28 protein-coding genes and 1 pseudogene are annotated in these 25,997 nt (G+C 65.3%); 12 read left to right on the top strand and 17 right to left on the bottom strand.

Annotated elements, in window-relative coordinates:
- Positions 1-43: 43 nt before the first annotated feature.
- Together AC1DRP_RS13915 and AC1DRP_RS13910 are read right to left on the bottom strand one after the other, a co-directional pair.
- A complete protein-coding gene (locus AC1DRP_RS13915) occupies positions 44-832 on the bottom strand; it encodes an extensin-like domain-containing protein (RefSeq protein ID WP_476768753.1) in 789 nt (262 codons plus the stop codon).
- 5 nt (positions 833-837) lie between these two features.
- Positions 838-1,818 carry a L,D-transpeptidase family protein gene (locus AC1DRP_RS13910; protein WP_476768752.1) on the bottom strand — a complete coding sequence of 327 codons (981 nt, stop codon included), beginning with the start codon at positions 1,816-1,818 and terminating at the stop codon, positions 838-840.
- Between the two features lie 219 nt (positions 1,819-2,037).
- On the opposite strand from AC1DRP_RS13910, the pseudogene AC1DRP_RS13905 reads away from it, so the two are divergent.
- Positions 2,038-2,832: pseudogene (locus AC1DRP_RS13905) on the top strand (S10 family serine carboxypeptidase-like protein); the annotation flags it as partial.
- A gap of 986 nt (positions 2,833-3,818) precedes the next feature.
- Positions 3,819-4,838, top strand: coding sequence for a PAS domain-containing protein (locus AC1DRP_RS13900; protein WP_441492403.1), 1,020 nt, complete (start codon positions 3,819-3,821; stop codon positions 4,836-4,838).
- A 163-nt stretch (positions 4,839-5,001) separates the two neighbouring features.
- On the opposite strand, the gene AC1DRP_RS13895 is transcribed toward AC1DRP_RS13900, so the two are convergent.
- The 7 genes from AC1DRP_RS13895 to AC1DRP_RS13865 form a co-directional block, all read right to left on the bottom strand.
- A complete protein-coding gene (locus AC1DRP_RS13895; RefSeq protein ID WP_441508204.1) occupies positions 5,002-5,796 on the bottom strand; it encodes a DUF899 domain-containing protein in 795 nt (264 codons plus the stop codon).
- Between the two features lie 305 nt (positions 5,797-6,101).
- Entirely contained in the window at positions 6,102-6,545 is a 444-nt protein-coding gene (locus AC1DRP_RS13890; RefSeq protein ID WP_441508188.1) for a DUF6691 family protein, read from the bottom strand.
- Entirely contained in the window at positions 6,542-6,946 is a 405-nt protein-coding gene (locus AC1DRP_RS13885) for a YeeE/YedE family protein (RefSeq protein ID WP_441492401.1), read from the bottom strand. Before AC1DRP_RS13885 ends, AC1DRP_RS13890 begins: the two co-directional genes overlap by 4 nt.
- Complete coding sequence (bigR, locus tag AC1DRP_RS13880) at positions 6,943-7,239, bottom strand: sulfite-sensing transcriptional repressor BigR (protein ID WP_441492529.1); 297 nt, start codon at positions 7,237-7,239, stop codon at positions 6,943-6,945. The genes AC1DRP_RS13885 and bigR overlap by 4 nt, the downstream gene beginning before the upstream one ends.
- A gap of 32 nt (positions 7,240-7,271) precedes the next feature.
- Positions 7,272-8,570: a bifunctional sulfur transferase/dioxygenase Blh gene (gene blh, locus AC1DRP_RS13875; protein ID WP_476768751.1), complete on the bottom strand. Its 1,299-nt coding sequence runs from the start codon at positions 8,568-8,570 to the stop codon at positions 7,272-7,274.
- Positions 8,571-8,650: 80 nt separating this feature from the next.
- Complete coding sequence (locus AC1DRP_RS13870) at positions 8,651-9,292, bottom strand: L,D-transpeptidase (protein WP_441508203.1); 642 nt, start codon at positions 9,290-9,292, stop codon at positions 8,651-8,653.
- A 50-nt stretch (positions 9,293-9,342) separates the two neighbouring features.
- A complete protein-coding gene (locus tag AC1DRP_RS13865; RefSeq protein ID WP_441508185.1) occupies positions 9,343-9,960 on the bottom strand; it encodes a DsbA family protein in 618 nt (205 codons plus the stop codon).
- A gap of 176 nt (positions 9,961-10,136) precedes the next feature.
- Between AC1DRP_RS13865 and AC1DRP_RS13860 the strand changes: the two genes are divergently transcribed.
- Together AC1DRP_RS13860 and AC1DRP_RS13855 are read left to right on the top strand one after the other, a co-directional pair.
- Positions 10,137-10,802: a response regulator gene (locus AC1DRP_RS13860; RefSeq protein ID WP_441508184.1), complete on the top strand. Its 666-nt coding sequence runs from the start codon at positions 10,137-10,139 to the stop codon at positions 10,800-10,802.
- Positions 10,803-10,812: 10 nt separating this feature from the next.
- A complete protein-coding gene (locus AC1DRP_RS13855; protein WP_441508183.1) occupies positions 10,813-12,156 on the top strand; it encodes an ATP-binding protein in 1,344 nt (447 codons plus the stop codon).
- Between the two features lie 59 nt (positions 12,157-12,215).
- On the opposite strand, the gene AC1DRP_RS13850 is transcribed toward AC1DRP_RS13855, so the two are convergent.
- From AC1DRP_RS13850 to AC1DRP_RS13840, 3 genes are read right to left on the bottom strand one after another with little or no spacing between them, the layout of a single operon-like run.
- Positions 12,216-12,644 (bottom strand): DUF411 domain-containing protein, encoded by a 429-nt coding sequence (locus AC1DRP_RS13850; protein WP_441508182.1) that lies wholly within the window; start codon positions 12,642-12,644, stop codon positions 12,216-12,218.
- 19 nt (positions 12,645-12,663) lie between these two features.
- A complete protein-coding gene (locus AC1DRP_RS13845; RefSeq protein WP_441508181.1) occupies positions 12,664-14,100 on the bottom strand; it encodes an ATP-binding protein in 1,437 nt (478 codons plus the stop codon).
- Complete coding sequence (locus AC1DRP_RS13840; protein ID WP_441508180.1) at positions 14,097-14,861, bottom strand: response regulator; 765 nt, start codon at positions 14,859-14,861, stop codon at positions 14,097-14,099. The genes AC1DRP_RS13845 and AC1DRP_RS13840 overlap by 4 nt, the downstream gene beginning before the upstream one ends.
- A gap of 171 nt (positions 14,862-15,032) precedes the next feature.
- On the opposite strand from AC1DRP_RS13840, the gene AC1DRP_RS13835 reads away from it, so the two are divergent.
- From AC1DRP_RS13835 to AC1DRP_RS13810, 6 genes are read left to right on the top strand one after another with little or no spacing between them, the layout of a single operon-like run.
- Positions 15,033-15,248: a hypothetical protein gene (locus tag AC1DRP_RS13835; RefSeq protein ID WP_441492393.1), complete on the top strand. Its 216-nt coding sequence runs from the start codon at positions 15,033-15,035 to the stop codon at positions 15,246-15,248.
- Positions 15,245-16,753: a TolC family protein gene (locus AC1DRP_RS13830; RefSeq protein WP_441508179.1), complete on the top strand. Its 1,509-nt coding sequence runs from the start codon at positions 15,245-15,247 to the stop codon at positions 16,751-16,753. The genes AC1DRP_RS13835 and AC1DRP_RS13830 overlap by 4 nt, the downstream gene beginning before the upstream one ends.
- Positions 16,754-16,771: 18 nt before the next feature.
- The gene (locus AC1DRP_RS13825; RefSeq protein WP_476768750.1) at positions 16,772-17,857 is read left to right on the top strand and encodes a multicopper oxidase domain-containing protein; all 1,086 of its coding nucleotides are present in this window, start codon (positions 16,772-16,774) and stop codon (positions 17,855-17,857) included.
- 32 nt (positions 17,858-17,889) lie between these two features.
- Positions 17,890-18,378, top strand: a complete 489-nt coding sequence (locus tag AC1DRP_RS13820; RefSeq protein ID WP_476768749.1) for a cupredoxin domain-containing protein — start codon at positions 17,890-17,892, stop codon at positions 18,376-18,378.
- A 31-nt stretch (positions 18,379-18,409) separates the two neighbouring features.
- Complete coding sequence (locus AC1DRP_RS13815) at positions 18,410-18,703, top strand: copper-binding protein (protein WP_476768748.1); 294 nt, start codon at positions 18,410-18,412, stop codon at positions 18,701-18,703.
- An 8-nt stretch (positions 18,704-18,711) separates the two neighbouring features.
- Complete coding sequence (locus tag AC1DRP_RS13810) at positions 18,712-18,999, top strand: hypothetical protein (protein ID WP_476768747.1); 288 nt, start codon at positions 18,712-18,714, stop codon at positions 18,997-18,999.
- Between the two features lie 106 nt (positions 19,000-19,105).
- Here the strand turns inward: AC1DRP_RS13810 and AC1DRP_RS13805 are convergent, their stop codons facing one another.
- From AC1DRP_RS13805 to AC1DRP_RS13790, 4 genes are all read right to left on the bottom strand, one after another.
- Positions 19,106-20,587: a tripartite tricarboxylate transporter permease gene (locus AC1DRP_RS13805; protein ID WP_476768746.1), complete on the bottom strand. Its 1,482-nt coding sequence runs from the start codon at positions 20,585-20,587 to the stop codon at positions 19,106-19,108.
- Positions 20,588-20,624: 37 nt separating this feature from the next.
- Positions 20,625-21,098: a tripartite tricarboxylate transporter TctB family protein gene (locus tag AC1DRP_RS13800; protein ID WP_441508174.1), complete on the bottom strand. Its 474-nt coding sequence runs from the start codon at positions 21,096-21,098 to the stop codon at positions 20,625-20,627.
- 102 nt (positions 21,099-21,200) lie between these two features.
- Complete coding sequence (locus AC1DRP_RS13795) at positions 21,201-22,169, bottom strand: Bug family tripartite tricarboxylate transporter substrate binding protein (protein WP_441508173.1); 969 nt, start codon at positions 22,167-22,169, stop codon at positions 21,201-21,203.
- The gene (locus AC1DRP_RS13790) at positions 22,166-22,924 is read right to left on the bottom strand and encodes a FadR/GntR family transcriptional regulator (protein ID WP_441508172.1); all 759 of its coding nucleotides are present in this window, start codon (positions 22,922-22,924) and stop codon (positions 22,166-22,168) included. The genes AC1DRP_RS13795 and AC1DRP_RS13790 overlap by 4 nt, the downstream gene beginning before the upstream one ends.
- A gap of 108 nt (positions 22,925-23,032) precedes the next feature.
- On the opposite strand from AC1DRP_RS13790, the gene AC1DRP_RS13785 reads away from it, so the two are divergent.
- A complete protein-coding gene (locus AC1DRP_RS13785) occupies positions 23,033-23,938 on the top strand; it encodes a dihydrodipicolinate synthase family protein (RefSeq protein WP_441508171.1) in 906 nt (301 codons plus the stop codon).
- Between the two features lie 559 nt (positions 23,939-24,497).
- Positions 24,498-24,926: a nucleoside diphosphate kinase regulator gene (gene rnk / locus AC1DRP_RS13780; protein ID WP_476768745.1), complete on the top strand. Its 429-nt coding sequence runs from the start codon at positions 24,498-24,500 to the stop codon at positions 24,924-24,926.
- Between the two features lie 23 nt (positions 24,927-24,949).
- Here rnk and AC1DRP_RS13775 read toward each other — a convergent pair whose 3' ends face one another.
- A complete protein-coding gene (locus AC1DRP_RS13775; protein ID WP_441508170.1) occupies positions 24,950-25,987 on the bottom strand; it encodes a DmpA family aminopeptidase in 1,038 nt (345 codons plus the stop codon).
- Positions 25,988-25,997: the final 10 nt, after the last annotated feature.

The following is a 25,997-nucleotide window of genomic DNA, read 5'->3' as shown; positions in this document are numbered from 1 at the left end:
ACGGCGTCTGGCATGCTGACTGGGGGGAGAACAGGACTGCTCTTCATTCGACCGTCCACTGGCAAATGCGAAACCCTCGCGAGCGCTGGCGCATGTCGAGATGAAGATGGTCCTTGTGGGAACTGTCGGCTCCCGGGCCGAGCACGGTGGCGAACCGTTGGCAGACGCTCTTCTGCACCGCGTCGCGCATTGAGCGGGACAGAGGCTCCTGACCCGCGAATGCCACGGCGCGGCCATCCTGCATCAGCAACCCGCCGACATCGAGAGCGTTGCCGCTCGCATGCTCACTGATCGGCGCACCTGTATCGGCGTTTCGTGACCGGCAGGCATATCCGCCGACCCCTGTCAGCTTCGCAAGCCGGGCGTTCTCCTGCCTCGCCAGCGCAGCGAGATCGTCGCGGATCCAGGCGAGAACCTCGAGCGCAAGAGAGCACCGCACGGTGATCGCGCTGTCCAACTCGATCCTGGAACCGTCGGGCATGGTCAAGCGCTGGAACGTCACCGGATCCTCGATCGCACATTCCCCCGTGCTTGCGCCGTTCTGCGAGGGCAATACGAAACCCCCGCTCTCCTCGAAGGCCCTGATACAGGTCGATGGAACTGCCGGAACACGCTGTTCCAACAAATTCCCGTTTGCAGTGGAGTCAGCCTGCGGGGCCAATCTGCTCGGCCGCGGCGGAGGCAGCGGCGCGAGCACGCGTGCTGGATCCGATTGCGAAACGCCTTGCACTTTTGCCTGGCTGTCGCGCGCCAGCGCCCCGAAGCCGAACATGAACAGAGAAATGGCTAGCGCGATCCCTGCGAGAACTCGCCGTCTCTGGCGACCTGACACCGCCCTCAATCCAGGAATCGCACCGGCACACCCGGGCGCACGAGGTCGGCCAGCTCCTCCGCATCCCAGTTCGTCAATCTCACGCATCCATGCGACGTCGTCTTGCTGACCCGCGAGGGTTCCRGCGTGCCGTGTATGCCGTATGTCGGTTCCGACAAAGCGATCCAGACGGTTCCAACCGGTCCATTGGGTCCGGGCGGAAGGACGAGGGTTTCATCGTTCTTGCCCTGCCGGAAGTTTTTCTCGGGATTGTAGGTGTATCTCGGGTTCCTCGCGATGCGCGTGACCCTGTACTGCCCGCTCAAAGAGGGCGTGTCAGTGCTTCCGATTGTTGCCGGATAGCTGGAAAGGATGGTGTCCCCATCGCCATAAGCGACGACCATGCCCGTACTCTTAACGACATCGACCCGTTTGGCAGCGCCCTTCTGGAGAGAGCGTTCGGAAGAGATGACGTAAATTCCGCGGCCAGCGCTGGTGAAGCGCTGCTCGGGATTAAGCGCCATCAATAGCCCTTCGCTCATGTGAAAGCGCTCGCTGAGCATCTCCTGCGGGCTCGTGTAGGAGAGCCGCTTCATCCTGGCCTGCTTGGCGTAGTCCCGGGGAATGGCGTCGGCGAATTTGTATTCCGTGTCCTTTTCGGACAGCTTGTATTCGACCACGACATCCTGATCGGTATCGCCGCCGAGACCGAGCCACGCGACCTCGTCCAGCTCGTCGCTTTCGCCTAGGTTCTCCTGGCGCCGGAACTGCGCGACCGCCTTGCGAAAGTTCTCGCCATCGACGCCATCGATCACGCCGGGCGAGATGCTGCGCCGGCTGAGCAGGGCCTGAGCCTTCACGATGAAGGGATCGGGCCCGTTCGCCGCCTGACGGATCGGTCGCGCGAATGTCGCCGTGTTGATCTGATCGGGCGTCAAGGCCGACACAGGGGCCGCACCGAGTACGAGCACCATAAGGACCATTACGTGCAGATCGGTGAGCTTCATCGATCGGGGGTTCCGATAAGGTCAAACCCTATACGGCGGAAGCGCCAACATGTTCCCGAGATCTTGACAGGGCACCAGTTCGGCTCAGCCAGTCAGCGTGGCCAAGTCGCCCTTGGGACGCCGGCATGGTCGGCAATCCAACAGCCATTAGACCTCCGACAACCATCACGCAGATGCGCTACCGAAGCGACCTCGCCCAGGGAACCTAACGGCTTCGTGATGCGAGATGTTTGGCATGTTCCGCATTGGATCAGCTTAAGTTCTTGGGGATCGTCATCGGGACATGCCATGAGATTTCGCGCGCTTTTCGCACTTGCCGTTGCCGGGCTGTCCATTTCAGCGCCTCTGGCTTTCCTGGACCAGGCGCGAGCGCAGGAGACTGCGCCGGCGCGGCGGGATCAGGGCCCAGCAGATGCGCAGGCAAATCGGCAGGAGTCTCGCCCTGTCACCGGCCAGGGCGTAGCCCTGCCGCCGCCTTCCGTCACGCGTCACGAATTGACCCTGCCCGGCCGTACGCTGCGCTATACGGCCACGGCCGGCGCGCTGCCGGTCAGTGATCAGTCCGGCCGCAAGCTCGCCGAAATCGCCTATATCGCCTATGTGCTCGACCGTGGTCAGGGCGTCCCCGCCTCGTCGCGCCCGGTCACATTTGCCTTCAACGGCGGACCTGGTGCCGCCTCTGCCTATCTCAATCTCGGCCTGATGGGGCCGAAGCGGCTGCCTTTCGGCCGGCAGGGCGACGCCCCGTCCATGCCGCCCCTCGTCGTCGACAATGCCGATACCTGGCTCGACTTCACCGATCTCGTCTTCATCGACCCGGTGGGCACGGGATTCAGCCGTTTCGCCGCCGGCACCGATGAGGCACGCGGGCTGCTCTGGTCGGTCGAGGGAGACTACAAGTCGCTCTCACGCTTCGTCACCAACTGGCTGCGGCTGACCGACCGCCTCGCTTCGCCGAAATTCCTCGTCGGCGAGAGCTATGGCGGGTTCCGCGCCCCCAAGATCGCCAGCGAGTTGCAGACCGGCGACGGTGTCGGCGTCTCCGGCATCGTGATGCTCTCCCCGGTACTCGACTTCACCTACCAGCGCGACGCCGGCAGCTCGCCGCTTCGCTGGGTGGTGTCGCTCCCGGCGATGGCCGCGGTGAAGCTGGAGCGCGAAGGCAAACTCTCCCACCAGACGCTCGCAGAGGCCGAAAACTATGCTGCCGGCGACTATCTCGCCGATCTCCTGAAGGGGCCACGCGACAGCGACGCGACCAAACGACTGGCCGACAGGGTCTCAGCGCTGACAGGGCTCGACCGAGCTCTCGTGGAGCGCATGGGCGGCAAGGTCGATGCAACCACCTTTCTGCGCGAGCTGGACCGCAACAAGGGGCTTGTCGGCAGTCCTTATGATGGAAACGTCGCGGCCCTCGACCCCGATCCCGAAGCCGCGCGCGGCCGGGCGCCGGACGCCGTGCTGGGCGCGATCACGGCCCCCCTGACGAGCGCAATGCTCAGTCATTATGCGAGCGATCTGAATTGGCGGCCCGAAGGGCGCTACTTTCTTTTGAACGAAGAGGTCAACCGCCGCTGGAGTTATGGCCAGGGTCGCGGCGACCGCGAATCCATCCGCGAGCTCCGCAATGTGCTCGCGCTCGATCCCCGCCTCGAGGTCATCGTCGCACACGGATTCACCGATCTCGTCACGCCCTATTTCGAGACCAAGCTGCTTCTCGATCAACTGCCTGCCTTGGGCGATCCTGCCCGCGTCAAGCTGCAGGTCCTTCCCGGCGGGCACATGTTCTATTCGCGTGACGCCTCGCGCGCGAATTTGCGCGAGGCGGCTCGCACCATGATCGAGGCCCGCCAGGGATTGTGAGGAGGAGCCGGGCCCTCGCGCTGAAGCCCCGCTTTCCCAACTGATCACAGCGAAAGCTGCCACGCCATGTCCAATGACATTGCGGGTGGTCAAGCACGGCGACATATAGGATCCTGCGCCGATTGAGCCGAGACAAGATGTTGAACAACCTAGGTGAATCGGCCGAGAGCAAACTTCGCGCCCGCGAAGCCGAGCTCGCACGCATCCAACGCATCGGTCAGATCGGCGGCCTGGAGGTCGACCTGCGCCACGGTGAATTCAAGAATGTCCGCTCGCCAGAGTATTTGGCCGTCCACGGATTACCGCCGGACGCGATCCATGAAAGCCACGAGGCCTGGGTTGCCCGGATTCATCCCGATGACCGCGCGCGTGTCGTGGGCCATTTCCTCGCCACCGTTAAAAGCCCTGCCACCGAGTACGAAGTCGAGTATCGCATCATCAGGCCAAGTGACGGCCAGACGCGCTGGATCCTCGCTAAGGCCGAAATCACCAGAGACGAGCATGGCGGCGCGGTTCGCCTCGTCGGGGCCCATATCGACATTACAGCAAGGCGCCGCGCCGAAGAGCAGCGTGAGCTGATCGCCCGCGAGCTTTCGCATCGAATCGCCAACATCTTCACCGTTGTGAACAGTCTGGTGCGGATGGCGGCCCGCTTCGAGCCGGCGAGCAAGGGCTTCGCCGAGAAACTGCAGAGCCGGTTCCAGGCCCTGCATCGCGCCCATGCCTTCGTCGTCGACAAGGAGATCGGCGACGGAGGATTGACGCTGCTGCTGTCACGCCTGCTCGACCCTTATCGCGAGGGCCACGCAGATCGCGTGACCATTCAAGGAGAGGATGCTGCGGTCGGCCCGAGTGCAGCGACCGCGCTGGCGCTGATCTTTCATGAGCTGGCGACCAATGCGGTCAAGTATGGTGCGCTGTCCAGCGAAAGCGGGTCCGTGTCGGTTTCCACCGAGGTTCGGCAGGAGCAGCTTTTCATAACCTGGCAAGAGATCGGCGGCCCCGACGTGGTCACGCCTTCCGGACAGCCGGGCTTCGGCAGCGTTCTCGTCGATAGGGCGGCGCAATCTCAGCTTGGCGCCAAGATGCAGTACCTTTGGCTGCCCACCGGTTTGGTCGCAGTGATCGAGGCGGACCTCGCCGATCTGCGTCGCTGATGCGCCATCGACCTCCATGTCATGACCGGCCAGACCCGCAGGGCTCGCGTCGGCCAGAACCGCGTTGCAACGTTCAGGACACCGTTTCAGGCGCCTGAACGCTCAATGGCAGCGCAGGCGTAAAATTCTCCCGGCAGAACTCGGAAACGGCGTGAGGCACGGCTCACGCCGTTGGATCTGCCTTTCGGTCCCGGAAGGCAGCCTCTCCGGCATCCGACACCTCGACCCATTTTTTGTCGGGCGCCGCGTCGGCAACGTAGCTGTCGTGCCAGTTCCACCACTTATAGGTTGGCGTCTGCGGATAGCCTGCGGGAGAGTCCTCCCAGACCTCCTGCCGGCCCAGCGGCGTGATGTCGAGATAGTTCCAGGTGTTCCCCATCTGCTCGTCGCCGCGGTTATTGATGAAATAGGTGCGAAACACCCGATCACCGTCACGGTAGAACACGTTCGTGCCGTGCCATTCGTCCACGCCGAAATCGGCATCGAAACCGTCCGTGAGGGTGAACCAGGGCATTGTCCAGCCCATCCGCTCCTTGAGCCGTACGATATCCGCCTGCGGCGCACGCGAGACGAAGACGAGGGTGGTGTCGCGGGCGTTCAGGTGGGCGAGATGCGCAACCTGGTCGGCCACCATGGAGCAGCCCCGGCAGGCATGGTCCGGCCAGCCAAAAACGCCCGGCTCGAAGAAGGCGCGGTAGACGATCAACTGCCGCCGACCGTCGAACAGGTCGAGCAGGCTGGCTTTGCCCGCAGGCCCCTCGAACGCATACGCACTCGTCACGGCCGTCCACGGCATGCGCCGCCGCTCGGCGGCCAGGGCGTCACGGGCCAGGGTCTGGGCTTTTTCCTTCACGAGCAGTTGCTTGCGGGCTTCCTCCCATGCCAGCGACGGTACGACCGCTGGTGTCCGCATGACCGATTGTCCGCCTTTCCGTCCGCTCTCGGCTGATTGTGTCATGGCCTCTGAAACCTCCTGGTTTAGGCGATCTCCCGCACCTTCAGGACGCAACACGCTTCCATTTGGCGCTCATTGCTCGCCATTGATCGTCAGGCAGTTTGGCACCGCAGATCGGCCAGTGGGAGTAACAAGCGTGGCGATATTCGGACGGAGCCGCTGATCGCAGGCGCGGGGCCTGCGCCACTCAAGGAAGTCGCCGCGATCGGACCCTGCCACTCAGCCCCTTTGAGCGGCAGGACAAACTCCATGCGCCAAAGAATCCGAAGCTGGGTTGAGGGCTCAGATCCGGACTGACACGGATCGAATCAACCGCCTGCAGTCCCGGCGGCGACGAAGCGGTCATGAATCGTCATGCCGGCCAGCATGGCCGCAACGAACAGTACGACCGGCAGAAACCCCATGGAAAGCGCGGCAATCGCCGGACCCGGGCAGAAGCCGGCCATGCCCCAGCCGAGCCCGAACAGAGCAGATCCGAGGATGAGCCGCCGGTCGACCTGGCCGGACACAGGGATATGGAAATGATCGTCGAGGACGGGACGCTTCATTCGCCGCACCAGCGCCATCGCACCGAGCGCAACGGCAAGAGCGCCGCCGAGCACGAAGGCGAGGCTCGGGTCCCAATGACCGCTCCCGATATCCAGGAAGCCGATGACCCGGGCCGGATCGAGCATGCCCGACAGCGCAAGGCCGAAGCCGAACATGGCGCCAGCGACAAGCGCGACGAACAGGCGTGGCAAGCGCTGTGTCATCCGACGAGCCTCATGAGGGTGGCCGCAGCGATTCCGGCTACCAGGAAGGTGACGGTCGCGGCAATCGAACGGCGGGAGAATCGCGCAAGCCCGAGGATGCCGTGGCCCGATGTGCAGCCCGAGCCCATCCGCGTGCCGAAGCCGACCAGCAGCCCCGCAATCAGGATGATCGGCAAGGAGGCCGCGATCGTCACCTGCGGCCAGCGGCCGAAGGCGATGGCGAAGAGAACCGGACCGGCCAGGAGCCCGATCAGGAAAGCGGCGTTGGCCGGCACCTGAGCGCCCTGCGCCAGCCGGCCCACGATGCCGCTGATGCCGGCGATGCGACCGTTGAGAAGCAGCAGAAGCGCCGCAGAGAGCCCGATCAGCATGCCGCCGAAGAGCGAGGGCCAGTAACTCATGGTTGCGGGGCCTCCGGCTCGCAGAAGATGTCATAGAGCGCGCGGATCAGCAGCGCCGCCTTGTCCGCCGTCAGGCGATAGAAGATCTGCTTGCCCTCCCGCCGCGTCTCGACAATTCCCGCCTCCCGCAGCACCGTGAGCTGTTGCGAGAGCGTCGGCTGGTGAATGCCGAGCCGGCTTTCCAGTTCGCCGACGGCGTATTCTCCCTCGGCAAGCATGCAGGCAAGCATCAGCCGCGCCGGGTGGGCCATCGTCTTGAGCAGTCCCGCGACCTCGTCCGCGCGGGCCGCCATATCGACTGGCTTCGTCACCTCGCTCGACAGGGTCACCAGACGGCACCTTCGAGCGCATCGAGCGGGATCTTGAGATAGCGCCGGCCGTTGTCTTCCGGCTCCGGCAGGCGCCCGCCCCGAATATTCACCTGCAGCGCATGCAGGATCAGCTTTGGCATCGGCAATGTCTTGTCGCGTGCCTCGCGCAGCGCGACGTAGCCCACCTCGTCCATCCCCGCGACATGCGGGTTCGCTCGCCTCTGCTCTGCGACCGTACTCTCCCAGCGCGGCTCGCGTCCGCCCGGCCGATAGTCGTGACCGGTGAAGAGCCGGGTCTCGTCAGGCATCGCCAGAATATCCTGGATCGAGGCCCAGAGCGCTGTGGCGCTGCCGCCGGGGAAATCGGCCCGGGCGCTGCCGGAATCCGGCATGAAGAGCGTGTCATGGATGAAGGCGGCATCGCCGATCACATAGGTGATCGAGGCCAGCGTATGGCCGGGCGAAAACAGGACATGCGCATCGATCGAGCCAAGCCTGAAATGGTCGCCATGAGAAAACAGCCGGTCCCATTGCGAACCATCGGTCAGCAGCGCCGGGCAGTTATAGAGCTTCTTCCAAAGCTTCTGCACCTCGACCACATGCGCACCGATGCCGGTCGGCGCCCCGGTCCTCTGCTTCAGATAATGCGCGGCTGAGAAATGGTCGGCATGCGGATGGGTGTCGAGAATCCACGCGACGGTCAGCCCCTGCGCCGCGACATGCGACAGGAGCGCATCGGCGCTCGCCGTGCTGGTCGCCCCGGATTTCTCGTCATAGTCGAGCACCGGGTCGATGATCGCACAGCTCTTCGTCGCAGGATCCGAGACGACATACTGGATGCTGCCGCTGCGCGGCTCGTAGAACCCCTTGACCTCGGRCCGGGCCGGCAGCGCTCGGGCAGCGAGCCAGGCCTGCGCGCCCTTGAGATCGAAGCCGAGCCGCTCGCCGAATGCCCGGACATCCGCCGCCTCGAGGCGCCCGTCGATAACCTCGCCCAGCGCGTGCAGGGTCAACGCGCGCGTTCCGGATTTGCAATGGGCGAAGACCGGTCCGGATGCCGAGGCGACCGCTCTCTGGAATGCCCGCACATTGGCCTCGGTGATGGTCGGCCCGGTGACGGGTATGTGCGCATAGGCAATCCCGGCTTCAGCTGCGGCGGACGCCTCGGCCTCGGTGCCGGGCTGCCCGGCCTCCTCGCCATCGGGCCGGTTGTTGACGACCGTCGCGAAGCCTTCGCCTGCGAGCTGCGCAAACTCGGCAAGCGATGGCTGGCCACCAATGGTGAGCCTGTCGCTGATCCTGACGGTCGGCATGGCGTCGCTCCTCTTGCGGGCCTTCAATATACAATATCATATAATGTATATTGAAGACCCGCAAGAGGCACGTCACGCGGTCAGAGCACCACCACCCTGGAGCCGCCGGCAACGCGATTATACAGGTCGATCACGTCCTGGTTCATCATTCGAATGCAGCCTGACGAGACGGCCTCGCCGATCGTCCAGGGCTCGTTGGTGCCGTGGATGCGGTAGAGCGTGTCCTTGCCGTTCTTGAACAGATAGAGCGCCCGGGCGCCGAGCGGATTGCTCGCGCCACCTGCCATGCCGCCGGCCCATTTCGCATAACGGCCGGGCTCTCGCCGGATCATGTCCGGCGTCGGCGTCCAGCGCGGCCATTGCGCCTTGCGCTCGACGCGCGCCGTCCCGGTGAATTCAAGCCCCTCCTTGCCGACCCCGACGCCATAGCGCAGCGCCTTGCCGCCCTCCTGCACGAGATAGAGGAAGCGTGCCTCGGGATCGACGACGATCGTTCCGGGCTGCTCGCGGGTCCGGTAATCGACGAGCTGGCGCATATAGGCCGGCTTCAGATCCTCAAGCGAAACGGCAGGAACGGAGAAGCGTTCATTGTCGAGCGCCGCATAGCGCTCAGCCGCCAGCGGGTCGACGGTCGGGATGGTATTCGCGATCTGCGGCGGCGGCAGCGATGTCGTCGTGCAGGCGCCGGCCAGAAGCGGAAAGCCGACGGCGGAGAGGACCATCCTGACCGCCTTGCGGCGCGATGGCAGCATCGCCGAGCGAGTCTGCAACCTCATCGTGCCGCCTGCTTTCCGCGTGCATCGGCGACGACCTGCTTGAAGCCCTTGTAGTCGAGCGTCGAGGTCCGGAACGGTCCGACCAGATAGGTTGGCGTGCCCTGCAGGCCCAGCGAATCCGCTTGCGCCAGATTGCGCCGCAGCTGTGCCGTGATCTTCTCTGCATTCGCATCGAGATCGGCCTGCAGGCGGTTCATGTCGACGCCTGCGCCCTTGACCGCCGTCAGGATGGTGTCCTTCGAGCTCAGCCGGCCGGGAAGCCCCATCAGAGCCTTGTGAACGGCCTCGTAGCGCCCCTGATAGCCGGCACCGAGCGCGATCTGCGACGCAAGGACGGAGGATTCGCCCAGGATCGGCCATTCCTTGTAGACAAGGCGGATCTTGCCATCCTCCCTGACGACGCGCGCGAGGTCGGGGGCGGATTTCTTGCAGTAGGGGCAGTTGTAGTCGAGGAAGGCGACGATCGTGACATCGCCCTTCGGGTTCCCGCCAGCCGGCGCTTCCGGATCATTGAGGATGGCTTCGACATCGATGGTTTGGGCCATCGCCATGGGCGAGATGAAGGGCGCAGCGGCCAGCGCGGCCGCAATACGAATGAGGTTTCTGCGATTCATGCTGGGTTCCGCTCAGGCTTCCGGGTCCGGATGGACGAATGAGGTCTGGCACCGCACGGCACGCCGGACGGCATGGCCATGCGCTGCGCAAAGGATGCCCCGGGGTCGGAAATCCACCTTAAGCCAGCCTTAAGCCGCGCCAGCGAGGGAGGGCGTGGCCAATGGAGAGAACCGAAATGCGTATCCTCGTCGTGGAGGATGATCCTGTTCTGTCGGACGGGCTGAAGGTCGGGCTCGGGCTTGCCGGCGCGACGGTGGACCGCGTCGAGACCTGCGCCGAGGCGCTGGCCGCGCTCGCGACCTCCTGTTTTGATGCCGTGGTGCTCGACCTGATGTTGCCGGATGGGTCCGGGCTCGACGTGCTGAAGGAGATGCGGGGCAAGTCCGACCGCACGCCCGTACTCCTCCTGACCGCGCTCGACGAGGTCGCAGACCGGATCCGCGGCCTCGATGCCGGCGCTGACGACTATCTCGGCAAACCCTTCGATCTCGACGAGCTGGCGGCCAGGGTGCGCTCCGTGGCGCGCCGAAATGCCGGTCGAGCCGCGCCCGTCATGGCTGCGGGCGCCATCATGCTCGACCCCGCAACGCTTGCTGCCAGCGTTGCCGGCACGCCCGTCACGCTCTCCCGGCGCGAATTCGCAGTGCTGTCGGCACTCATGGAGCGTCCTGGCGCGGTCCGCTCGAAGGGCGAAATCGAAGACCGGCTCTATGGCTGGCAGGAGGATATCGAGAGCAACGCCGTCGAGGTCCATATCCACAATCTGCGTGCCAAGATCGGCCGCGACGCGATCGAGACCGTGCGCGGCCTCGGCTACCGGATGAGACAGGTGACGAAATGAGGCCTGGGCCATGACCTCCCTGCGCACGCGCCTCTTCGTCATCCTGATTGCCGCCACCGGGCTGATCTGGCTCAGCGCGGTCGCCTGGATCTATCTCGACAGTAGGTCCAAGCTGGAGCATGTGCTCGACACCCGCCTGCAGGAGGCGGCGAAGATGGTGCATTCGCTGGTCGACGCCGGCCGGATGCCGGACACCGCTATCGCCGGACTACCCGGCGCGACGGTCGAGCCGGCATTCTACGAGCGCCAGCTATCCTGCCAGATCTGGTCTCTCGACGGCCGGCTGGTTGCCCGTTCCAGCGGCGCGCCGGGCTCCCAGCTGACCGATCAGGCCGCCGGCTTCTCCGATCGAACGGTCGATGGCGAACGCTGGCGGGTCTACGCGGTCGAAGATGCCCAGAAGGGCATCCGCGTCATGGTCGGCGATCGCATCGGCTTGCGTCATGGGCTGGTCAACGACCTGATCACCGGGCTTCTCGCGCCCGCGCTGCTGATCGCCCCGTTGCTCGGCCTGCTGATCTGGCTCAGCCTCGGCCGGGGCTTGCGCCCGCTCGCGACCATGGCTGCGGAACTCAAGTCCCGTGACGCCGAGGACATGCGTCCCCTCGCGGCGGCCGAAGCCCCCATCGAGGTCAGGCCGCTCGCGCAGGCGCTGAACGGTCTGTTCGACAAGGTTGCGGCCGCCCGCCGCCATGAGCGCGAGATCACGGCCTTCGCCGCCCATGAATTGCGAACCCCGCTGGCTGGTTTGAAGACGCAGGCGCAGATCGCACTGGCCACAACCGACGCATCGATCAGGGAAGGCGCGCTACGCCAGATCCTGATCTCAGTGGACCGGACGGCCCGCCTCGTTCGGCAGCTGCTAACGCTCGCCAAGCTCGAAACGGAACAGCAAGGTCCGGCCTCGGGCCGTGTCCGGGTCAGCGGGCTCCTCGCCGAGATCATCGACAATGCGGCTCCGGCGGCCGGCATCGACGTCGAAATCGACCCTGGGCTCGCAGCCCTGGATGTGCCAGGCGACCGCGAGAGCCTCGCCCTGGCGCTGCGCAACCTGCACGAAAACGCGATCCAGCATATGCCGGGCGGTGGTGTCGTGTCCTGGCGTCCGACGGCCGATGGTCGCGGCGTCGCGGTATTCGACCAGGGCCCCGGCATCCCCCAGGAGGAACTCGGCCTGGTCAAGCAACGCTTCTACCGCGGTCGCCACAAGAGCCCGACAGGCACAGGGCTCGGCCTGACCATCGTCGAYATCGCCGCCAGGCGCGTCGGAGCGCTGCTCGTCCTGAGCAACCGCACAGACGGYCCGGGATTGCAGGCAGCGCTCCTCTGGAACGACGGTTCGCTGCAGCGCTGAAGCAGCGGCCGGAAGGGTGGATTGCGCTACTCGGGCCGCTGCAAACACAGRTGGTTAGGTCAGTGCTTCGCGAAGACCGTCGTCTCGCCATCTGCCCCGACCAGAAGCGTCTCATACCGGTCCGGCGTCACGCCCTCGACCTCCATGCCGGGAGATCCGACCGGCATGTCGGGCACAGCCAGGCCGATTGCAGCCGGCTTGTCCTGCAGCAGCTTGCGGATGTCCGGGGCCGGCACATGGCCTTCGATGAAATACCCCTCGATGATCGCGGTATGGCAGGACTGGACCTTATCGGGCACGCCGACCAGGCGCTTGCTTGCTGCCATGTCCTTGCTCTCGACGACCTTGGGCGAGAACCCCGCCTGTTCGAGATGCTTGACCCAGGACTTGCAGCAGCCGCAGCTCGGGCTGAGATGGACCTGGATGGACTGGGCCGCCGCCGGAGCAGCGAAGAGCGCGAGCGTCAGCGCGGTAGCAAGGGTTTTCATCGTTCTCTCCAGATAGACATCATGAGCGGGCCGGGTTCGCGGCCGGCAAGGGAAAGCGCCCCGTCCTCAGCGCATCCGCGAATTGCTGTTCGCTGGCAGCCAGCGTCGGCAACGTCACCGTGACCCGGAGGCCTCCTTCCGCCCGGTTGGCGAGCAAGATCTCGCCGCCATGGGCATGAATGACCGCGCGCGCGATCGTCAGCCCGAGTCCGGTACCGCCGGTTTCCCGGCTGCGCGATTCCTCGAGCCGGACGAATGGCTGGAAAGCACGCTCGACCTCCTGCTCGGGAATGCCCGGCCCGTCATCCTCGATGATGAAGCTCAGGCCGGTCGGTGTCTCCGATATGGCGATCGAGACCTGATCGCCATATTTCACCGCGTTACCGATCAGGTTCCAGAAGGCGCGCTTCAAGGCGAGCAGTCGCCCGAGTACGCGGCCATGACCGAGTCCGCTGAGCGTGATCGTTCGCCCCTGATCGATATGGTCGTCGACGATGGTTTCGATCACCGAGACGATATCGAGTGGACGGATCGCCTCGCTGGAGACGCCGCCGCGCAGGAATTCGAGCGTCGAATCGATCATCGCCTCCATTTCGGAGAGGTCGGCATCGACCAGATCGCGCGTCGCATCGTCCTCCATCAGCTCCGAGCGCAGCCGCAGACGCGTGATCGGCGTGCGCAGGTCATGCGAGACCGCCGCCAGCGCCTGCATGCGCTCGGCGACGAGGCGCTGGATGCGCTCGCCCATGGTGTTGAAGGCGCGCGCCGCCCGGCGCACCTCAGCGGGGCCGACCTCGCTGAGCGGTGTCGGGGCCTGGTCGAGGCTGAAGCGCTCGGCTGCCAGCGCCAGGTCGCGCAGCGGCCGCGTCGCCCAGCGCAGCAGCAGCACGCCGATGACGATGATCGCCACGCCGAAACAGATCATGATCGCCAGCACGTTCCAGTCGGCATGCTGCGCGGCCCCGAGCGTCGTCGAGGAGAAATTGACCCAGGAGCCGTCGTCCAGCCTGACCGAGACCAGCATCATATGGCGATCGGCATCTCCCTCTCCGGCGCCTGGGGCCCCGCCATCGGCATAGCCCAGGCGAAACGATTCCGATGCGAGCTCAGGCGCGAGTTCCATCAGCCGTGCCGCCATCGCCTGCGTGCGTTCGGTTTTCGGCGCAGTACCGAGGACGAGGCTGACATTGCTCCAGTGCACCTCCAGGCTCGCGCTCGACAGATCATGGGCGACGCGATCGCGCTCTGCATCGTGCACGTTGCCGGCGATCGCGCGCTTGATCGTGACAATGCGCTCCGCCAGCGCCTTGTCGCGCTGCACATTGGCCATGCTGTCGACACTGACGCGATAGGCCCAGTAGCCGGCGAAATGGAAAGCGAGCAGCGCCGCGACGAGGATCAGGATGGCGCGGCCCGCAACCGTGTCGGGCCAGCGCGGACGGAGGGACCTGCTCATGCCGGCTCACCCTCGCGCGCCTGCACGGTCGGCGTGAACATGTAGCCCGAGCCTCGGATGGTCTTGATCAGCTGGCTGCCATTCGTATCCGCCTCGAGCTTGCGGCGCAGGCGGCTGATCTGGACATCGATCGTCCTGTCGAAAGGGTCGTCACTGCTGCGCGTCTTGGCAAACTGCATCAGCGCCTCTCGCGAGAGCACCCTGTTGGCGTGTTCGGCAAAGGCAAGCAGCAGGTCGAACTCGCCAGTCGAAAGATCGACCAGCGTTCCCGACGGCGACAGCAATTCCCGGCGGCGCAGATCCATCGTCCAGCCATCGAAGCCTATCTGCTCGCTGGCGCGATCACTCGGCTCGCCCCGGCGGATGCGCGTGCGCCGCAGCACGGCCCGAACCCGCGCCAGCAGCTCGCGTGGACTGAACGGCTTGGTCACATAGTCATCTGCGCCGACCTCGAGCCCCTGTATGCGGTCGCTCTCCTCGCTGCGGGCCGTCAGCATCACGATCGGCACCGGCGAGATCGCGCGGATATCGCGGCAGAGTTCAATCCCCGAACGGCCCGGCAGCATCAGGTCGAGAATGACGAGGTCGATCTCGCTGCGTTTGAGGATGTCGAACATCGCATCGCCATCGGCGGCGCCGCTGACCTGATAGCTATGCCGCTGCAGGAAGCGCGCGACCAGCAGGCGGATCTGCGGGTCGTCGTCGACCACCAGCACATGGCCGTGATCCTCGGCCTGAACGCTTGCAGGGAATGGGTTCAACTTCGGACTTCCGACTGGACGGGCGAGGAGTGATCGGTACGCGGCTCAAGGGTCAAGATAACGCCTGCTTGCGCCAAATGCGCGGATCGCTTCGCAACAATTTGTAACGGACGCGGCCGGAGCGCCGTTGCTAGTCAGACGTCACCACGCCGCTGGAGACGCCGAATCGCAATGATTGCAAGACCACTCCTCCTCGCAACCCTTGCGATCGTGCTCGGCGCCTGCGCCGGCAAACCGCTGCCTGACTATCTCGCACGTCCGGCCGATCCGAACGTGAACGTCCCCGCCCCTGCCTATCAGAGCGTCACTGCCGGCAGCACCGTGCTGCGCCCGGCCGAGCCGAAGGACTGGCGTGAACTCAATCGGCGCGTTGGACCGCAGCCATGACCGAAGGACCGATCACTGTGGCCACGCCTGCGTCCATCCCTTTCCGGTCGATCATGCGCTTCCCGTCTGTTTCCCGCCTCGCCCTTGTCGCCGGCATGGCCGCGCTCCTTGGCGGTTGCGCGACCTTCTCCGCCGATGGCGGCATCGGCCCGGCGCAGAATCTCGCCTTCAGCGAGCTGAAGAAGGACGTGGTCAAGATCAATGATGCCGGGGTGGCGATCAGCGCCAAGGCTCGCGTCGACCAGCTGCTGAGGAAACCGCTGACGGCCGATTCCGCGGTGCAGATCGCGCTGCTTAACAATCGCGGCCTGCAAGCCGCCTTCAATGATCTCGGCATTGCCGAGGCGCAGATGGTCGCGGCGAGCCTGCCGCCCAATCCCCGCTTTGGCATCTCCAAGCTTTCAGGACGATTTGAACTGGAGATCGAGCGCCAGGTCGCAGGCAGCCTCTTCGCGCTTGCGACATTACCGGCGCGCGCCGCAATCGCCCGCGAGACATTCCAGACCGCCCAGTTGCGCGCCGCCGAATCCGTGCTGAAGCTGGCAGCCGAAACGCGCCGGCAGTATTACCGGGCCGTCGCCGCCAATGCGCAGGTCGGCTTCTTCGAGCAGGCCAAGAACTCCACCGACGCCGCCTCCGAGCTGTTCAAGCGGCTCGGCGAGTCCGGCGGCATCAACAAGCTCGATCAGGCCCGCGAATTCGCCTTCGACGCCGAGCTCGGCGCCCAGCTCGGCCAGGCACGCCTGCTGCAGCGCCAGGAGCGCGAACGCCTCGTGCGGCTGCTTGGCCTGTGGGGCGACGAGCTGAAGTTCCAGATCCCCGCCAATCTTGCGCCCCTTCCGCAAATCCAGAGTGCCAAGGCGATCGAAGCCGAGGCCTTGCGCAAGCGGATCGATCTGCAGATCGCCCGCGGCGATCTCGACGCGCTGGCGAAGTCGCTGGGCCTCACCAACGCAACCCGCTTCGTCAACGACGTCGATCTGCTCGGCCGGCGCACCTATGACCGTGGGCGCAGGGCCCTGGCCGATGGTGACGTCGAGCGGGAGTCGAAGCGCAGCACCACGCTCGAACTCGAGATCGAGATCCCGATCTATGATTTCGGACAGTCGCGCGTGGTCCGGGCCGAGCAGAACTATATGCAGGCCGCCAACAAGCTTGCCGAGAAGGCCGTCAATATCCGCTCGGAAGCGCGCGAAGCCTATACCAGCTATCGCGCCACCTATGACATCGCCCGGCAATACCAGAACAACGTCCTGCCGCTGCGCAAGATCATCCAGGACGAGTCGCTGCTGCACTATAACGGCATGCTCGTCGATGTGACGCAGCTCATCACCGATGCGCGCGGGCGCATCCTGTCGAATGTCGCCGCGATCAATGCGCGCCGCGATTTCTGGATCGCCCATACCGACCTCAAGCACGTCGTGATCGGCGGTGGCGGCACCGGTGGCGGTGGAGCGACCGCCGCCGCGAGCACCGGTGGCGACGGCGGCGGCGCAGGCCATTAGCGAGCAAGGAACGACACCATGACCATGTCACGCAGAGGCTTCATCGGCTCGTCCGGCCTCGTCCTTGCCGGTGCGACAGCCGTCTCCGGCCGCACCGCCTTCGCTTCGGTCCCCGAGGCGCCGACCATGACGGACGCCTCGACCCAGGCACCACTGGTTCCAACCAGCGGGCCGGATTACCAGCCGGTCGCCACTTTGAACGGCTGGACCCTGCCCTGGCGGATGAACGGCGACTGGAAGGAGTTCCATCTCGTCGCCGAACCGGTCGAGCGCGAGCTCGCGCCGGGCATGAAGGCCTATCTCTGGGGCTATAACGGCCAGTCGCCGGGCCCCACCATCGAGGCGGTGGAGGGCGACAAGGTCCGCATCTTCGTCACCAACAAGCTGCCCGAGAACACGACGATCCATTGGCATGGCCAGCGCCTGCCCAACGGCATGGATGGCGTCGGCGGGCTGAACCAGCCGCATATCCCGCCCGGCAAGACCTATGTCTACGAGTTCCTGCTGCGGCGCTCCGGCACCTACATGTACCACCCCCATTCGGACGAAATGGTCCAGATGGCGATGGGCATGATGGGCTTCTTCGTCGTTCATCCCAAGGACCCGGCCTTCCGCCGCGTCGCCCGTGATTTCGTCTTCCCCATGAATGCCATGGGCCACTCGGTGAAAACCTATATCGGCGTCGGCAAGAAGGACATTGCCAAGCGGATCGCCAAGATCGCGCCGGGCTATATGCCGATGGGCTCCAACGGCATGGGCGAGATGGGCGCGATGGAAATGCCCCTGCCGAACAACACTCTGCCGATGATGACGGGTTTTGCGCAGTTCGGCCCGGTTGAAATGGGCGGCATGTTCTCGGTCGTGAAGGTCCGCGAGGGCCTCGCCAAGAACGACTACAAGGACCCCGGCTGGTTCAAGCACCCGGAAGGTACCGTCGCCTACGAATACAAGGGCGCCAAGCTGACCGAGGCACCCCGTGCGACTGCGCCCGACAGCGGCGGGCAATCAGCCGACTGGCGCGTGAAGGATCCGCGCAAACCCCGACTCGGCCCGGATGGCAAGCCGGTGCCCGCGGCCAAGGCCGGCGGCCATTCCAACCACTGAGCGTCCATCGACACCCCTTCGGGAGAGGAACCATGTCAAAGCACTTCACGAAACTCGGCTTGGCGGCGGTGGCCGTCATGTTCTCCGCCGCGGCAGCGCTGGCCGGTCCTGGCGGAGCCGGGCACGGCCATGGCGACGAGACCGCCTATGGCAAGCCGGGCGATCCCAAGAAGCCGGCCCGGCTGATCCAGATCGCCATGGCCGAGCGTGAGGGCAAGATGCAGTTCATCCCGGACAGGATCGAGGTCCGGCGCGGTGAACAGATCCGCTTCCAGCTGCGCAACAATGGCGAGCTCGATCACGAGTTGGTCGTGGCGACGCTCGAGGAGAACCTCAAGCACGCCGTCGAGATGCAGAAGAACCCCGACATGGAGCATGACGATCCGAACGCCAAGCGCCTCTCCCCCAAGAAGACCGGGGAGATCGTCTGGCAGTTCACCAAGGCCGGGCAGTTCGATTTCTCGTGCCTGATCCCCGGCCACCGCGAAGCCGGAATGACCGGCACCATCACCGTCAAGTGACCGCGGCAACCCTCACATCACGATGGAGACCATGATGCGCAGACTTCTCACGATCGCACTTGTCAGCGGCAGCCTTGCTGGCGCGGCCCTGGCGCAGGACGCAGCTCCGGTGAGCGCGACGGTCAAGAAGGTCGATATGGCCCAGGGCAAGATCACGCTTGATCACGGCCCGATCAAGAACCTCGACATGGACGGCATGACGATGGTGTTCAAGGCCGCCGACCCGGCCATGCTCAAGGAGTTGAAGGCCGGCGAAAAGGTCAAGTTCACCGCCGAGCGCGTCAACGGTCAGATCACCGTCACCTCGCTGCAGAAGGCGAAGTAAGCGCAGCGGTGGCCCGCATCTCGGCGGGCGGCGGGCGCGATCGGTTCTTCGCGGCACTCGCTGCCCTCGTCTTATCCGCTCCATCCCCTGGCGCCGCAAGCGACGGTGACCTGCAACGCGCCCTGCTCGAATCCGGTTGTGCCAACGCCAAGGTCATCAGGCTGCCCGATCAGGGCAAGATCGTCATCTACCGGGCGAACTGCCTCAGTACCGAGCATAAGGTGATCGAACTGGTCTGCATCGCTGGTCGTTGCACAGCAAGCAGCCCCTCGTCGGAGGACGAGCGAGACAGGTAGCCAATGAGCCCCTTGCCGACGGTCCGCGCAGGGGAAAGCGCACAATGGAAAGAAGGCCGGCAGCGCAATCATCGCTGCCGGCCTTCCTTTTGGCTTCAAGCGGCGTTCACAGGTCCTGCGGCATCGGCCTTGCCGGATGCTTCGGCGCCCGCAGCGAGGCGACGATGGTCCAGGCAATGATCCCGACCGTCACCGCCGCAAGCACCGCCGCGATCGGTCGATTGACCAGGCCGATCAGGCTGCCGTCGGACTTGATCATCGAGTTGATGAAATACTCCTCCAGCAGCGGGCCGAGCACCACGCCGAGGATGACCGGCGCAACCGGAAAGCCGTTCTCCTCGAGCACGAAGGCAAGGGCACCGAAGGCCAGCATCAGCCCGACATCGAAGAGCGAGTTGTTGATCGCGTAGGAGCCGACGATGGCGAAGAGCAGGATGATCGGCATCAGGATCTTGCGGGGCACATGCAGCACCCGCGAGGCCACCTTGATGATCGCCCAGCCGAGCGGCAGCATCAGCAGGTTGGCGATGACGAAGACGAGAAACAGCGCGTAGACGTTCTCGGGATTGTTGACGAAGATCGTCGGCCCCGGCGCCATGTTCTTCATCATCAGGACACCGATGGCGATCGCGGTGATCGAGTCGCCGGGAATGCCGAAGACGAGAGCCGGAATCCAGGCGCCCGCAAGCGAGCTGTTATTGGAGGCTCCTGCCTCGATCAGCCCTTCGGGGTGACCCGTGCCGAATTTCTCGGGCGTCTTCGAGAAGCGCTTGCTCATCGCATAGGACATCCAGGCCGCCATGTCGGCGCCGCTGCCCGGCTGGATACCGACGACGGTCCCGAGCGCGCTGCCGCGAACAAGCTGCCACGGGTATTGCTTGGTCAGCCGCCACATATTGGCGAAGATCGGCCCCRTCTTCTTGATGACGATCTGCGGCGCGCTTCCGTCCGAGATCATGTGGCGCATCACCTCCGAGCAGGCGAACATGCCGACCATCATCGGGATCAGCGAGACACCGCCGAGCATCTCGGTGTTGTCGAAGGTGAAGCGCGGCTGGCCGGCCGGATTGTTCATGCCGACAAGCGAGATCATCAGGCCGATCAGCAATGCGATACAGGCCTTGAGCGGCGTCGAAGAGCCAATGAAGACTGCCCCGCCGAGACCGAGCATCACGATCCAGAAGAACTCGACCGAGCCGAAGCCAAGCGCGAAATCGGCGATGGCCGGGGACGCCGCCATCATCACCGCGGTTCCGAACAGGCCACCGAGAACCGAGAACCAGAGCCCGATGCCGAGCGCCAGCTCAGGCTCGCCCCGCAGCGTCATCTGGTAGGAATCGTCGACATAGGCCGCCGAGGCCGGCGTGCCGGGAATGCGCAGCAGGCAGCCCGGAATATCGCCGGAAAAGATTGCCATCGTACTGGTCGTGACGATCGCGGCGATGGCCGGGACGGGCGGCATGAAGAAGGTCAGCGGCACCAGAAGCGCTGTCGCCATCGTGGCGGACAGGCCGGGAATGCATCCGACAATGAGGCCGTAAATGGCCGAGGCGGTGATGACAGCGAGCACATAGGGATCGAGCACCATCCCCAGCGCGGTGACATAGGCATCGAGCCTGGCAGCCTCACCAGCGGATCGGTTCGAGGGGCCCCCACGGCAGCTGCACGCCGAGACCGAGATAGAAGATCGAATGCATCGCAAGCGCCGCGAGCAGGGAGAGCGCGAGGGCCGGGCCCGGCCGGACCCCACCCGCCATGAACAGCACGACGAGGATCAGCGGTGCCGTGATGAGGAAGCCCAATACCTCCGAGAACCAGAGGTAGAACAGCACTACAGCCGGCACGAGCGCGAGCTTCATCAACGCCGCAGGGCTGCGTGCCCAGTCGGCCAGGGCCAGCATCGGGCCGCGGTCGACCGCGCGAGCGCCATTGACCCCGAGGATCGCAGCGCAAAGCGCCAGCAATCCGGACAGGATCAGCGGGAAGGCCGAGGGGCCCAGCGGTTGCTGCGAAGGGTTCGGCAGATGCCAGGACGCCGTCGCGACGAGCGCGGCCAGCCCGAGGAACACCAGCCCGGCGAAGAGATCGTTGAATTTCATGGAGACCTGCCCGGCGCGAAGGACACGATGGGGTGGACGCGGCGCGGGCAAGCCAGCGCCGCGTCATGCTCCGGCGCGGGGCCGGGCTGGATTGGGCTGGCGCTACTGGCGCAGGCGCAGGCCGAGCGCGCCCATGATCTCGCCATTGCGCTTGTGCTGCTCGACGAGGAAGCTGCCGAAGGCCGGCCCCTTGGCGAAGGCATAGCCAAAGCCGCGCTCGGCCAGGAAGCTCTTGTAGCTGTCGGAATTCGCCACCTTGTCGGTCGCCTCGACAAGACGTGCCGTGACTTCGGCCGGCAGATTGGCGGGAGCCGCAAGGCCGCGCCAGGTACCACCCTCATAGTCCTTGCCGATCGCGTCCTTGACCGTCGGCACCGACGGGAAGGCCGAGATCTTCTCCTTCGAAAGCACGGCCAGCGACTTGACGCGGCCGGCATCGATCATCGGCTTGCCCTCGGGCAGCGATGACGGAACGATCTGCACGCCGCCGGAAGCCAGCTCCTGGAAACCAGGCGCCGCACCCTGGCTCGGCACGACGACGACGCTCTTCGGGTCGATGCCCTCGAGCTGCAGCAGCCCGGCAAAAGCGAGGTGATAGGCGGCTCCTGCCGCCATGCCCGACATCTTGAAATGGCCGACCGGCTGCTTGCGGATGTCGTCCAGCGCCGCGCGCAGATTGGCCCAGGGGCTGTTGGACGCGACGTTGAACGCGGCGGAATCGAAGTTCACCAGCGCCAGCGGCGTCAGCTTCTCATAGGTGAAGGGTGCGGTGTTCGACCAGTAGAAGGTCGTCACCTCGGCGGTGGCCAGACCGATCGTGTAACCGTCCGGCTTGGCATTGACGATCTCGGTATGGCCGACGACGCCGCCGCCACCGGTGCGGTTGACGACATTGACCGGCTTGCCGAGCTCCTTCTCCAGCCCCGCCGCAAGGATGCGGGCAACCGCATCGGTGCCGCCGCCGGCGGCCCAGGGCACGATCAGGGTGACTGGCCGCTCCGGCCAGGCGGCGGACGCGGAAAGGCTCGTCGCCGTCATCGCTGCGGCGAGCATCAGGCTCTTGAATGTCATGGCGTTTCTCCAAGGGTGGATTTCTTGAGATCCGGCGGCGTTATTGCGCCGTCCGAGAGCAGGTGCCCGTAGGTGTAACCAAGCAGGACTTCCATGGCTTCGCGCGCCTGTTTTGCGTCGCGGGCCTCGATCGCACGCGCAACGGCGGCATGGTTCGGCAGGTTGCCGGTGAAGACGCCCACGGTGATGTCGAAGATGGCGCTCAGGATCGCATCGATTGCGCCGCGAAAGCTGCGCAGCACCGGGTTATGCGTCGCCTCGAGAATCGCGAGGTGAAAGGCCTTGTCCGCCGCAATCGCTGCCTGCGGGTCGAACTGGCCGTCGTCCATCGCCGCAAGCGCGGCATTGATCCGCCAGACATCCTCAGGCGTTGCGCGCTGCGCCGCGAGGGCAGCCGCTGCCGGCTCGATGATCGCGCGGGTTTCCTCCAATGCGAGCAACAGGCTGCGGTCGAGCCCCCCGCTGTTCCGCACCCATCCCAGGACATCGCTGTCGAGCAGCATCCAGTCCTGGGCCGGACGAACATGCGTGCCGTGGCGCGGGCGGACGCTCACCAACCCCTTCGCGGTCAGCGTCTTCATCGCCTCGCGGACGACGCTGCGGCCAACCCGGTAATGCGCCTCCAGTTCGTGCTCGGGAGGCAGTACCGCCCCCGGCGCGATCTCGCCGCGCACGATCGCAGCGCCGAGCGCGGAGACCATCGCGCCGATCTTTCCGGGCTTCGCGCCTTTCCGCATGCCATGAGCCTGGGACATTCGACCCTCCATTTTCATGAAATTGCCACGCTCGGGTTTCGCTTGCAACCATTCATCTGATGTTTAACATCTGATCTTCGAAACGACACGCTACCGTGAGGATATGAGATGGGCTTCGCGCCGCCTTTCGCCGGCATTCATGCCATGGTCTACGCCTTGTTCGACGAGCAGGAGAGGCTTGACCGGGCAGCGATGCGCCGCCAGACGGAGCTCTGCCTTGCGCTGGGCGTGCACGGCATTGCCGCGCTCGGCCTCGCCACCGAAGTGTCCAAACTGACCCAGTCCGAGCGCCTGGCGCTAATGGAATGGGTTTCCGAGGACACTGCCGGACGCGTGCCGCTCGCCTTCACGATCTACGGTTCGTCCGTCGCGGAACAGATCGAGCAGGTCAGGGCAGCCGAGACTGCGAAGGCCGACTGGGTCATCCTGCAGCCGCCGATGGTCGGCAGTTTTGGAGCGGCTGAATATATCCGCTTCTTCGGCCGGGTCGCTGACGCGACCTCCCTGCCCGTCGCGATCCAGAATGCACCAGCCTATATGGGGCGCGGCCTCTCGGCCGAAGACATCCGCGAACTGGTGTCGCGCCATCCGAATATCAGCCTGATCAAGGGTGAAGGCCCAGCCGTGGACATTCGGCAGCTGATCACGACCACGGAAGGGCGGCTTCCCGTCTTCAACGGTCGCGGCGGCCTCGAACTGGTCGACAACCTGCGCGCCGGCTGTGCGGGCATGATCCTGGCCCCCGACACGATCGATCACGCGCTACGCGCCTATAACCACTTCATGGCTGGAGACGAGCCCAGCGCGGAGGCCGCCTATCGCGACGTCTCGCCTGCAATCGTCTTCATCATGCAGTCGATCGAGAGCCTGCTCTGCTACGGCAAGCGCCTCTTCGGCGAGCGCGCCGGTCTTGCCATTCACGACCGGTCCCCCGCTCTGCGCCCGACGGAATTCGGTTTGGAACTCGTGCGGCGGCACGCCGCGCAGCTCGGCCCCTACAGCGCTGCGGCCTAAGGCAGCGGTCCCAACAGTGGATCGCGGCTTTAGGGAAAGCCGCTGCAAACACAACACGTTGGATCATCGGCCTGGATACCATCCGGTCTGATGATCGAGCGTCATGATCGGGCCCGGACGGAAGTCGGACCGCCAGCCTTGCCCCGCGTTTCAGGCCAGCGTTGCGCTCCGCGATCGCAGCCTTCCGGCAGGCTTGTGATTTGACAATTCGGGCAGCGAGCCTAAGTCATGAGACATGATGGCGCGCTTCTCCAATTTCCGTCGCGGCCTGCACCGGGCAGGTAACCTGATCGCGGGCAACTAGCCCCGGATTCGTCGCGCCGCGCGCCTCGGGTTCGGGGCGGTCGGCGTTCCGGCGCCGAATCGGCATCATTCCGGACTTAAGGTCGACGCGGGCAACGCCCCGCACATCCACCATCAGCGCAAGCGACGAAAGCGTCTGCCGAAGGCAGAGAGCCCCCCCGACGCCATTGTCCGGCATCGTGCAAGCTCGCCTGCGCGCAATCTTCCACTGCTACGCGCTGCCCACGGGTGCGCAATCATTCAGGACGACGTTCACATGACCAACCGGACCTCCGGCGGGGCAAAGCCCCGTATCACCTTGACCGCAATCGATCACGAGAAGCTCACCCAGCTCGCGATTGCCGCGACCAACACCTTTCCCGATGTCGCAGCGGAACTCGCCGACGAAGTGGCGCGCGCCCGCGTTCTCGCCAAGGGGCGCCAGCTCGCCGACGCCGTGCGCATGGGCAGCGAAGTGCTGTTCCAGGACGAGGTCACGGGCAAGACCACCACCGTGACCCTGGTCTATCCGCCCGAGGCCKACATCGCCCAGGGCAAGATCTCGATCCTGACCCCGATCGGGACCGCTCTGATCGGCCTCTCGGTCGGCCAATCCATCAACTGGACGACGCGCAGCGGCGACGTGAAGCGTCTGACGGTTCAGGCCGTCCGCGATCCAGCCGATGGCGCGCCCCAACCGGCCTGATTGCGGCGGGCGACAGCGAGCCCTCAGGAGCGGGCGAGAACGTCGGCGAGCGAAGGCCTCGCATGACCGTCTCGCCCCGCCACCGCCGGCGCGGCGAGCATGGCGTTGAGGACGGCCTCCTGGGTCGCCTCGGCGGCCGCGCGAAACGGCAGATCGATTCGATTCTCGTTGAGCACGACCATCGGCGCGAGATCGGCGCGTTCATGATGGCTGATGCGGCCGGCCGTGCTGAAGGCCAGCGCGATATCGCCGCTGCCATTGCCCCAGAATGCGCCGAGCCGCGCCAGCCCCGCACCGCACCGCCTGGCAACGCGCGTCAGCTGCCGCGATTCCATCGGGATATCGGTCGCCACCACGATGATGACGGACCCACGCTCGGGCGCGGCCGCGTGCGGCATGGCGGGCGGAACGGGCCGGCGGCCATCAGGCAGAACCAGATCTCCCGCATTGCCAAAATTGGCCTGAACCAGCACGCCGAGCGTATAATCCCTGCCGTCCAGCCTGAGCAGGCGCGAGGCCGTGCCGATGCCGCCCTTGAAACCAAAGGCGCTCATGCCGGTCCCGCCGCCGACGGCGCCCTCCTCGACCGGGCCTGCCATAGCAGCATCAAGTGCCGCGAAGGCGTCGCTCTCGCTCAGAACGCGCGCCCGAATGTCTGAGAGAAAACCGTCATTGCACTCGAGCACGACCGGATTGACCGTTCCGGTCGTCCGGCCAATGTCGGGATTGGCCGCGAGCGCGCGCGTGACGAGGGCATTGAAGCCAGTTCCGACCGACAATGTGTTTCCCAGCAGAAGCGGGGTTTCGATCTGGCCGAGTTCGGAGACCTGCACCAGCCCGGCACTCTTGCCAAAGCCGTTGATGACATCGACACCGGCGCGCAGCTTCTCGCGGAACAGATCGTCGCCATGGGGCAGGATGGCCGTGAACCCGGTCTGGATATCCCCGTCGCGAATGGTCCTGTGGCCGACACGGACGCCGGCAACATCGGTAATCGCATTGAGCGGGCCGGGCGGCAGCGAGCCGCAGATCAAACCAAGGGAACGGGCGCGGGCAGGCATGGGCGGCAAT

It is taken from the genome of Allobosea sp. 01N443 (assembly GCF_056399325.1).
The sequence above is the reverse complement of the archived record's forward strand: the minus strand, read 5'-3'. Positions and strand labels throughout refer to the sequence as shown.

Coding starts and splice junctions, on each gene's coding strand:
- AC1DRP_RS13900 (WP_441492403.1), top strand. CDS start 3,819: ATGTTGAACAACCTAGGTGAATCGGCCGAGAGCAAACTTCGCGCCCGC.
- AC1DRP_RS13895 (WP_441508204.1), bottom strand. CDS start 5,796: ATGACACAATCAGCCGAGAGCGGACGGAAAGGCGGACAATCGGTCATG.
- AC1DRP_RS13890 (WP_441508188.1), bottom strand. CDS start 6,545: ATGACACAGCGCTTGCCACGCCTGTTCGTCGCGCTTGTCGCTGGCGCC.
- AC1DRP_RS13885 (WP_441492401.1), bottom strand. CDS start 6,946: ATGAGTTACTGGCCCTCGCTCTTCGGCGGCATGCTGATCGGGCTCTCT.
- bigR (WP_441492529.1), bottom strand. CDS start 7,239: ATGGCGGCCCGCGCGGACGAGGTCGCGGGACTGCTCAAGACGATGGCC.
- AC1DRP_RS13870 (WP_441508203.1), bottom strand. CDS start 9,292: ATGGTCCTCTCCGCCGTCGGCTTTCCGCTTCTGGCCGGCGCCTGCACG.
- AC1DRP_RS13865 (WP_441508185.1), bottom strand. CDS start 9,960: ATGAATCGCAGAAACCTCATTCGTATTGCGGCCGCGCTGGCCGCTGCG.
- AC1DRP_RS13860 (WP_441508184.1), top strand. CDS start 10,137: ATGCGTATCCTCGTCGTGGAGGATGATCCTGTTCTGTCGGACGGGCTG.
- AC1DRP_RS13850 (WP_441508182.1), bottom strand. CDS start 12,644: ATGAAAACCCTTGCTACCGCGCTGACGCTCGCGCTCTTCGCTGCTCCG.
- AC1DRP_RS13845 (WP_441508181.1), bottom strand. CDS start 14,100: ATGAGCAGGTCCCTCCGTCCGCGCTGGCCCGACACGGTTGCGGGCCGC.
- AC1DRP_RS13835 (WP_441492393.1), top strand. CDS start 15,033: ATGATTGCAAGACCACTCCTCCTCGCAACCCTTGCGATCGTGCTCGGC.
- AC1DRP_RS13830 (WP_441508179.1), top strand. CDS start 15,245: ATGACCGAAGGACCGATCACTGTGGCCACGCCTGCGTCCATCCCTTTC.
- AC1DRP_RS13825 (WP_476768750.1), top strand. CDS start 16,772: ATGACCATGTCACGCAGAGGCTTCATCGGCTCGTCCGGCCTCGTCCTT.
- AC1DRP_RS13820 (WP_476768749.1), top strand. CDS start 17,890: ATGTCAAAGCACTTCACGAAACTCGGCTTGGCGGCGGTGGCCGTCATG.
- AC1DRP_RS13815 (WP_476768748.1), top strand. CDS start 18,410: ATGATGCGCAGACTTCTCACGATCGCACTTGTCAGCGGCAGCCTTGCT.
- AC1DRP_RS13800 (WP_441508174.1), bottom strand. CDS start 21,098: ATGAAATTCAACGATCTCTTCGCCGGGCTGGTGTTCCTCGGGCTGGCC.
- AC1DRP_RS13795 (WP_441508173.1), bottom strand. CDS start 22,169: ATGACATTCAAGAGCCTGATGCTCGCCGCAGCGATGACGGCGACGAGC.
- AC1DRP_RS13790 (WP_441508172.1), bottom strand. CDS start 22,924: ATGTCCCAGGCTCATGGCATGCGGAAAGGCGCGAAGCCCGGAAAGATC.
- AC1DRP_RS13785 (WP_441508171.1), top strand. CDS start 23,033: ATGGGCTTCGCGCCGCCTTTCGCCGGCATTCATGCCATGGTCTACGCC.
- AC1DRP_RS13775 (WP_441508170.1), bottom strand. CDS start 25,987: ATGCCTGCCCGCGCCCGTTCCCTTGGTTTGATCTGCGGCTCGCTGCCG.